The following is a 7,322-nucleotide window of genomic DNA, read 5'->3' on the forward strand; positions in this document are numbered from 1 at the left end:
AAAATCTATCCCAACTTATCCCAAGACTACCTTAACCCAACCAGCTTTGCCTGTAGAAACGATCACATTAGATGTAACTGGCATGAAATGTGCTGGTTGTGTTGGTGTGGTGGAACGGCAACTGAGCAGTAACCCTGGAGTATCGAAAGCCTGTGTCAATCTGGTAACTGGGGTAGCTGTGGTCGAGTATCAAGCTGGTGAGGTGGAACCAACTGTCTTAGCTGAGCTGCTTACATCAAAAGGGTTTCCTAGTCAACCCCGTTTACCTGAAACTGAACAGGGAACTAAGAGCCAGGATAGGTTAACACCAGCCCAGAGACATCAGCAAGAAGCTAGAGCATACCGCCAGCAACTAGTGATTGCTGCTGTCCTGATTGTCTTCTCTACAGTCGGACATATCGGTCATTGGTTCCATGGACCAATGCTGCCAGTATTGAGTACTTTGTGGTTCCATTGGGGACTGGCAACTCTAGCGCTATTATTACCTGGACGCTCTATTATAGTGGAGGGTGGGCGCGGTTTGTGGCACGGTGCTCCCAATATGAATACGTTGATCGGACTGGGGGCAGTGACGGCTTACACCACTAGCTGTGTGGCATTACTATTCCCTAACCTGGGATGGGAATGTTTCTTTGATGAGCCAGTGATGTTGCTGGGTTTTATTCTCTTAGGTCGGACCTTAGAGCAAGGAGCAAGATATCAAGCTACTGCTGATTTTGAGTCTTTGCTATCCCTACAGCCTCAGGTCGCCCGTTTGATTGGAACATTAGACAGTACAGAAGGTGATCAAACGGGTATCGAAATTCCTGTGGAGCAAGTCCGGGTGGGAGAATGCTTAAGGATATTACCTGGGGAAAAAGTTCCTGTAGATGGGGAAGTGATTACGGGAGTGTCATCGATTGATGAGTCAATGCTGACGGGGGAATCCCGACCAGTATTGAAGCAACCAGGGGACATGGTTACTGGTGGTACATTGAATCAATCGGGAGTGCTGGTGGTAAAGGCAATCCGTACTGGTAGGGAAACTACTCTGGCACAAATTGTAGCACTAGTGGAGGAAGCGCAAACTCGGAAAGCGCCAGTACAGCAGTTAGCGGATTTGGTAGCAGGGTATTTTACCTATGGGGTGATGGCGATCGCATTTTTAACCTTCCTATTTTGGTACGTGGCTGGGACTAAAATCTGGCCAGAGGTCTGGTCAACCATGGCGGCTTCTCCATTATTGTTGAGTTTGAAATTAGCGATCGCAGTTTTAGTGATTGCTTGTCCCTGTGCCTTGGGTCTAGCCACACCTACCGCCATTCTAGTCGGTACCAGCCTGGGGGCAAAGCGGGGCTTATTAATCAAAGGTGGTGACATTTTAGAACAGGTGCATCGGCTGGATACTGTGGTTTTTGACAAAACCGGTACCCTAACTCAGGGTCAACCTACGGTTACCGATTGCCTGCTGATTCAACCTGAGACAGAGAATGACCAACAGAGCGCTATTGGTACGAAAACCATTGCTCTATCTTCTGCTAGCCAATTGCTGCAACTGGCAGCAGCAGCAGAAAGTGGCACATCCCATCCCTTAGGTAGCGCAATTCTTACCGAAGCTCAACAGCAACAGTTACCGATGTTAGGGGCTCAAGATTTTTACACAGAACCAGGATTGGGACTATCAGCTTTAGTAGAAAACCAACGGGTAGTGCTTGGCAGTGCAGACTGGTTGAGTAAGCAGGGTGTTACCATCAGTGATACTGCTCAAGCTGAAGTCAAGGCTTTGGCAGATGGGGGTAAAACAGTAGTTTACGTAGCCGTTGATGGGCTACTAGTTGGATTAATTGGTGTCAATGATGTTCCGAGAGTCGAGGCTAAACAAACAGTAGAACACCTCAAAGACCTAGGATTGCGGGTGATGATGCTAACTGGTGATAGACCGGAAGTAGCGGCTGCTGTGGCCAAAACTTTGTCAATAGAGCCAGAGGATGTTATTGCTGGGGTGCTTCCTGATGGCAAAGCTAATGCGATCGCAAACCTTCAAGACCAGGGAAACTGTGTGGCTATGGTGGGAGATGGCATCAATGATAGTCCAGCTCTAGCACAAGCTGATGTTGGGATTGCCTTGCATGGGGGAACCGATGTGGCAGCGGAAACAGCAGGAATTATTCTGATCACAAATAACTTGCTCGATGTGGTCAAGTCCATAGATCTATCACGAGCCACCTTCAACAAAATCCGCCAGAATCTGTTTTGGGCATTCGGTTACAATATATTGGGTATTCCCATTGCCGCTGGTGGGCTACTACCAGGATTTGGCATGGTACTTTCTCCTGCTGCTGCTGGTGCCTTCATGGCTTTCAGCTCAATCAGTGTTGTCACAAATTCACTGCTGCTAACCCGTTTACGGAATTAGATCAAGTCCAGTTGAATACCTATAATAGACCATCAGAGCAGCAAGGTTTCAGAAGGCTACAGTATCCTGGGTCGTCGGAAGCCACCGCCATAGGGTAAGCTTCGCGTCTGGTAGTTTACTTTTATTGATTCAAGGGATAATCAGATAATGCTCAGCAATCAGGAGAGTTTTCTAGGTAAATCAGTACCTAAGGAATCGCGCAAAAATAACTTACCTATTACAGGTTAGTTGAAACAAGGATTTAATAACGCCATTCCTTGAGCAGCAAGAGTTACACCTCTGAATTAGTATGCACAAATGGTAAACTTATTACTGTGCAATTCCTAAGTCAGTCGCAAGCTGGTTGAGAGCTGTGTCAATGTAAGTAAATAAGAGCATTGTTCTCAACCAATTACCCTTTTGATCACGAGCGATTCATGGCTACACAATCTGACCACAACCATTTATTGATTATTGAGGATGACAAGGGAAGCAAGCAGATTCCTTTGGAAGAGGAGGTATATTCTATCGGTAGAGATCCAGAGTCTGATATCCGCCTGTTTTCAAAGTTTGTGTCTCGCCGACATGCCACCTTAGTAAGGCGTAGACGTTCTGATGGTAGTCCCTACTACCGAATTTTTGATGGTAACCTCAAAGGTAAGGCTAGTTCCAATGGCATTTTAATCAATGGTCGTAAGCTTCAAGCCCATGATCTCGAAGATGAAGATGAGGTAATTTTTGCGCCTAAGGTCAGTGCTAAATATTATCTACTCAAGCGAGAGAATACCCCAACTGATCCAGTAGATCAAATGGATGAGTATGATATTACCCTAATTAATCCCGGTATGATTGATGATTCGGAAGAATGGGATAATTAGTAAGTAAATGACCGCCAAGATAACCTTAAAATTGATAATTTTAAGGTTATAGTTTGAGCGGTTAGCTACAGGATGTTAAAGTCTACCAGTCGCAACGGGAGAATAGAACACTCAGAAAAGACTTGCGCCAAGGAGTCACTGGGGGGTCTCCTCCCCGGAAAGTCGCAGTACGATTATCCTTGGTGTTCCACGGTGCCAAGGGTAAGTGACCTTCCTCGGCTTTGTTTTTGTTGAAAATTTCTGCAAACCAGTTTACTTTTTCCCACCACTCGTACCATGTTTCATCTAATAATTTATCATACTCTCCCTTGGGTAAGCCACGCTCAGCAATAATTTTGTCCAAGATCTGCTTTTGTACACTGAAGCCAAACTTGCCATCTGAGTGTTTGACCCAAAGCGTGTTAAGAGTACGTAGCTTTTGGCAGGAGAAGTTTTTGATATCTGGGCGATCGAGCCAACCTTCTTTTTCTCGATCAGCGATGTAAAGCATGATACGAACATTTTTTAGGTCAGCATCTTTCCAGTTTGCAGACTTCATAAAGAAGTGAATTTCAGCTAGGAAGTGATTGAAAAGAGAGTTTTTGACCATTTGATAGTCTTGACCGTTTTCAGATAGTAAATAAATGTATTCTCGATGAAAATTTTCTACGGCATTCGTTGAAAGTATTGACTGTTGTTGAGGAAGAAAGCTAGGTATAGGAATTTCTGTATCGAGATCAACGTTTGGAAACTTTTTCCAAGCAGTATCAAGTCTATCAAAGGCTTCCTTGTAAACTTTTAATGCTTCCTCTATCTTCCCTTCTTTCCTCAGCCTACTCCCCTGGACTCTTTTGACATGAACATAAATTGCCCATTCTTCGGGGACATCTAGATTTGGTTGTGAGGGTAAGAGATTTTTTTCCTTTATCTGTTTAATCCTTTGCCTAGCCTCATTCCACCGTTCGGTTGCTTTACTATCCTGTTCAAATTCTTGGTACTTCTGGCTAAGTTGCTGATTTGCTAAAGAAATCGAAGCTAGGAGCATGGCTTGCTTGAGATGGCGTTTGTTTTCTAGGATTTTAGTAGACTGACTGGCTTGACGCCATGCCTCTTGTGCTTCAGAAGACAGCCCGTTGTTTTGGAGTTCTTCGGCAAGTTCAGAAAGGCGATTAAGGGGTTCGATATCTTCTTTGAGTATTTCATAATCAGCTTTAGTTTTTTGTAATTTGATCATTTCCTTTCTTGCCACTAATCCTGAAACAATTGCTCCCAACACAGCTATACTTAGCACCACAGCGCCAATCTGAATCCGCCGTTGAGCCTTCCGATTCGCCTCAGTTAGTACCTGATTTCTCTTCTGGGTCGCTGCCCGATCCTTCCTCTCTCTGTCTAATTCCGCTTCCAGCTTCTCTTGAGCAATTTGCTCCTCAATCCCCTTCTTTTCACTGGCCGCCAAAAACTGCTGATCCAAATAACTTAAATTCTTTCTTTTCGCCCAAGCCTGAGCATCCTTGAGAGCCTTCCCCCGCAACAACAGCGATTCATCCTGAAATCCCGACGCCACCCAAGCCCTAAACCCTTCCGAATAGGGACGTAATGCAGCTAATTCTTGCTCAATCCAGTCTTGATTAAAGACTTGATGGTAAATACGGTTATATACTTTAAGAACTGGAAAAGCTCCAACTCTCTGCTTTACCACTAATCCAGATAACTGTAACTTGCCTTCCTCTAAACTGTTATTAGCAACAACTTCCCCCTGTTGCCACACCTGCTGATACAATTCCAACAAGTAGGCAGAGCGTTGCTCATTACTCAAGATGCGGTCGCGTATGGTCTTCAAATGTTCTGGCTCATCGGTAGCTTCCCAGTTGGAGATCACATGCGATCGCACCAATTTCTCAATCCACTCACCTTCAGCACCAGTGGGTATGGCACTGCCATCATCACAAACCAATTTACAGAGCTTTTGGGTAAGAAAGGGCTGTCCTCCTGTCCAGTCTAATATCTCCTCTATAACAGCCTGGGGGTTGCTGACCTTTCCCTCCAATCCCCTGACTAACGGCTCAACTTCATCTCTTTGAAAGCCATGTAACTCCACCGCCCGTCCAATATTAAAAGGGGTTCGGTCTTTATATCCAATCAAATCCCCCGGTGTAGCCACCCCCAACAGCACAAAACTAAGGCGATTATAAGCAGAATTTTCCGCCCGTTTGTTGTAACAAGCTCGAATTAGGGCAAAGAAGTCATCTTTGAAGCTTAATTGCAGAACGCTATCGATTTCATCAATAAAAATAACAATTGGTTGAGCAATATATTCAAACAATACCTCTTTGAGAAACTTACCAAAGCACTGCACCGGAGAAATCTTTTGGTGTTGTTGAAGCCAATGGTATTCATCAAACCTGTCGTAGAGTTCTAACTCAGACACCAACCCACTAATCAAACCGCCATACCATTCCCGTGGAGGAATCTGTTGCGATCCCAGCATGGTAATATCAATAGAAGCACAAACAATGTCTTCTTGTTGCAACCGTTTTATGGTTTGAACTTTCAAGGAAGATTTGCCCATCTGACGGGAATTTAAGACATAACAAAATTCCCCTGCTTTTAGGTATTGATACAACTCCTCATCGGCCTGACGTTTGACATAACTGCTAGCATTAAGGGGTAATGCGCCGCCTACTTGATAGATTTGCATAGTCTGGGTTTCCATCATTGGGTCTCCTGGAATCGCGCTTGAAAATACTCCCGATACAACTGACAACGGAGAGTGACTTGATGTCCTTGTAAATTCACTAATCCCATACTGTGTAGTTTGTAAGCTGATCGGGATTCTAAGGGAATCGGACAACTGGCTTCAATCACATCTTTAAAGGCATCAGCCAAAGCTTGATGTTGCTGTAGCATCTGCCAGAGGTGTCGTAGATGATTGCGATAAATCCCAGCTTCGGTGGCAGCATTGTTTAATACTTGCTCAAGGTAACCAGTACCATTAAATTTGAGATGGTTAAAGCATTCGCCAATTAAATAGGGATGTCCCCCTACTAACCCCTGCAATTGCTCAACCTCAGATGCTGTACAATCAAGTTGGTATTGTTGGGCTAATTCAATAATTTGCTCTTGGGTCAATTCCGGTAACTCAATCGGAACACCAACATTAAACGGGGATTCGTTAAGGTTCAGGGGAATATAAACTTCTGTGGAATGAACTACCACTAATCGGAGGCGTTCTAAACGTTTACCCATCTTGGCTTTCTCATGCCAAGCCCTTAGCATTCCTAAAAAGTCCGATGCCACATCACGGTGAGGAAAAACTCGGTCAACTTCATCCAAACATAGGACTACTGGCCTGTTAACCTGCCTTAGCAAATACCGTTCAAAGTAGTTGGTACAAGCCATTTTACTGGTCGATAATCCTTCGTACCAGTAATCAGCTAATCGATTAGCTAATCCTAAACTCTCACTGACACAGAAGCTAAACCACTTGAGTAATGAATTAAGATTGGCAAGGTCAGCGTGGTTAGCCAGGTGCAGGTTAATATACACAGTTTGATAGCCCTGCTGGGCAACCAACTTTCTGAGCACTCTAGCTATCAGTAAGGTCTTCCCCATTAGACTTGGTGCTTTAATTCTCACCAAGGCACCGGGACGTAAAAGAGTTTGATAACAAGTGGTTTCAATGGGAGGACGTTCAACATAATAGTCAACGTCAGGGATAGCTTCGTCCTGATCTAAATCCGGTTTCCACGGATCTCGATTAACATTGCTATTGCTTGGTGTGCTTTCAAGATCTAGAAGAGCGATCGCTTTCCAGTCTTGTCCCAATTTTTCACTAATTTCTTGAAAATTCAGGTTATCGACAGGTCGGCCATTGAGGTAATTATTGAGGGTTGATAGAGATATCTCCAATTCCTCAGCTAAGGCTTTATGTAAAAATAACTTGAACATTTTTGCTCTTGGTGAAATAATGAAAATATATTCAAGCGAGATCAGGGGGTAACATCAGCCCTCATGCATATTACTTTATAAGGCTTATTGGCCCATGACTCAATCTCGATACAGTGGCAAATTGACCCGACTTTCATGGTCTT

4 protein-coding genes are annotated in these 7,322 nt (G+C 44.3%); 2 read left to right on the forward strand and 2 right to left on the reverse strand.

Annotation, left to right across the window (positions count from 1 at the left end):
* Positions 1-7: 7 nt before the first annotated feature.
* Together F6K37_RS27945 and F6K37_RS27950 are read left to right on the forward strand one after the other, a co-directional pair.
* Complete coding sequence (locus F6K37_RS27945) at positions 8-2,395, forward strand: heavy metal translocating P-type ATPase (protein WP_287253680.1); 2,388 nt, start codon at positions 8-10, stop codon at positions 2,393-2,395.
* A gap of 416 nt (positions 2,396-2,811) precedes the next feature.
* A complete protein-coding gene (locus F6K37_RS27950) occupies positions 2,812-3,252 on the forward strand; it encodes an FHA domain-containing protein (RefSeq protein WP_008188331.1) in 441 nt (146 codons plus the stop codon).
* An 82-nt stretch (positions 3,253-3,334) separates the two neighbouring features.
* Here F6K37_RS27950 and F6K37_RS27955 read toward each other — a convergent pair whose 3' ends face one another.
* Both F6K37_RS27955 and F6K37_RS27960 read right to left on the reverse strand, forming a co-directional pair.
* Complete coding sequence (locus F6K37_RS27955) at positions 3,335-5,947, reverse strand: AAA-like domain-containing protein (protein ID WP_287253676.1); 2,613 nt, start codon at positions 5,945-5,947, stop codon at positions 3,335-3,337.
* The gene (locus F6K37_RS27960; protein ID WP_287253678.1) at positions 5,944-7,179 is read right to left on the reverse strand and encodes an AAA-like domain-containing protein; all 1,236 of its coding nucleotides are present in this window, start codon (positions 7,177-7,179) and stop codon (positions 5,944-5,946) included. The genes F6K37_RS27955 and F6K37_RS27960 overlap by 4 nt, the downstream gene beginning before the upstream one ends.
* Positions 7,180-7,322 lie beyond the last annotated feature (143 nt).

Source organism: Moorena sp. SIO4E2 (assembly GCF_010671945.1).
Classification (GTDB): Bacteria; Cyanobacteriota; Cyanobacteriia; order Cyanobacteriales; family Coleofasciculaceae; genus Moorena; species Moorena producens.

Excerpts from the sequence above, each read along its gene's own strand:
- F6K37_RS27955 (WP_287253676.1), bottom strand. The coding sequence starts at position 5,947 with ATGATGGAAACCCAGACTATGCAAATCTATCAAGTAGGCGGCGCATTA.
- F6K37_RS27950 (WP_008188331.1), top strand. The coding sequence starts at position 2,812 with ATGGCTACACAATCTGACCACAACCATTTATTGATTATTGAGGATGAC.
- F6K37_RS27960 (WP_287253678.1), bottom strand. The coding sequence starts at position 7,179 with ATGTTCAAGTTATTTTTACATAAAGCCTTAGCTGAGGAATTGGAGATA.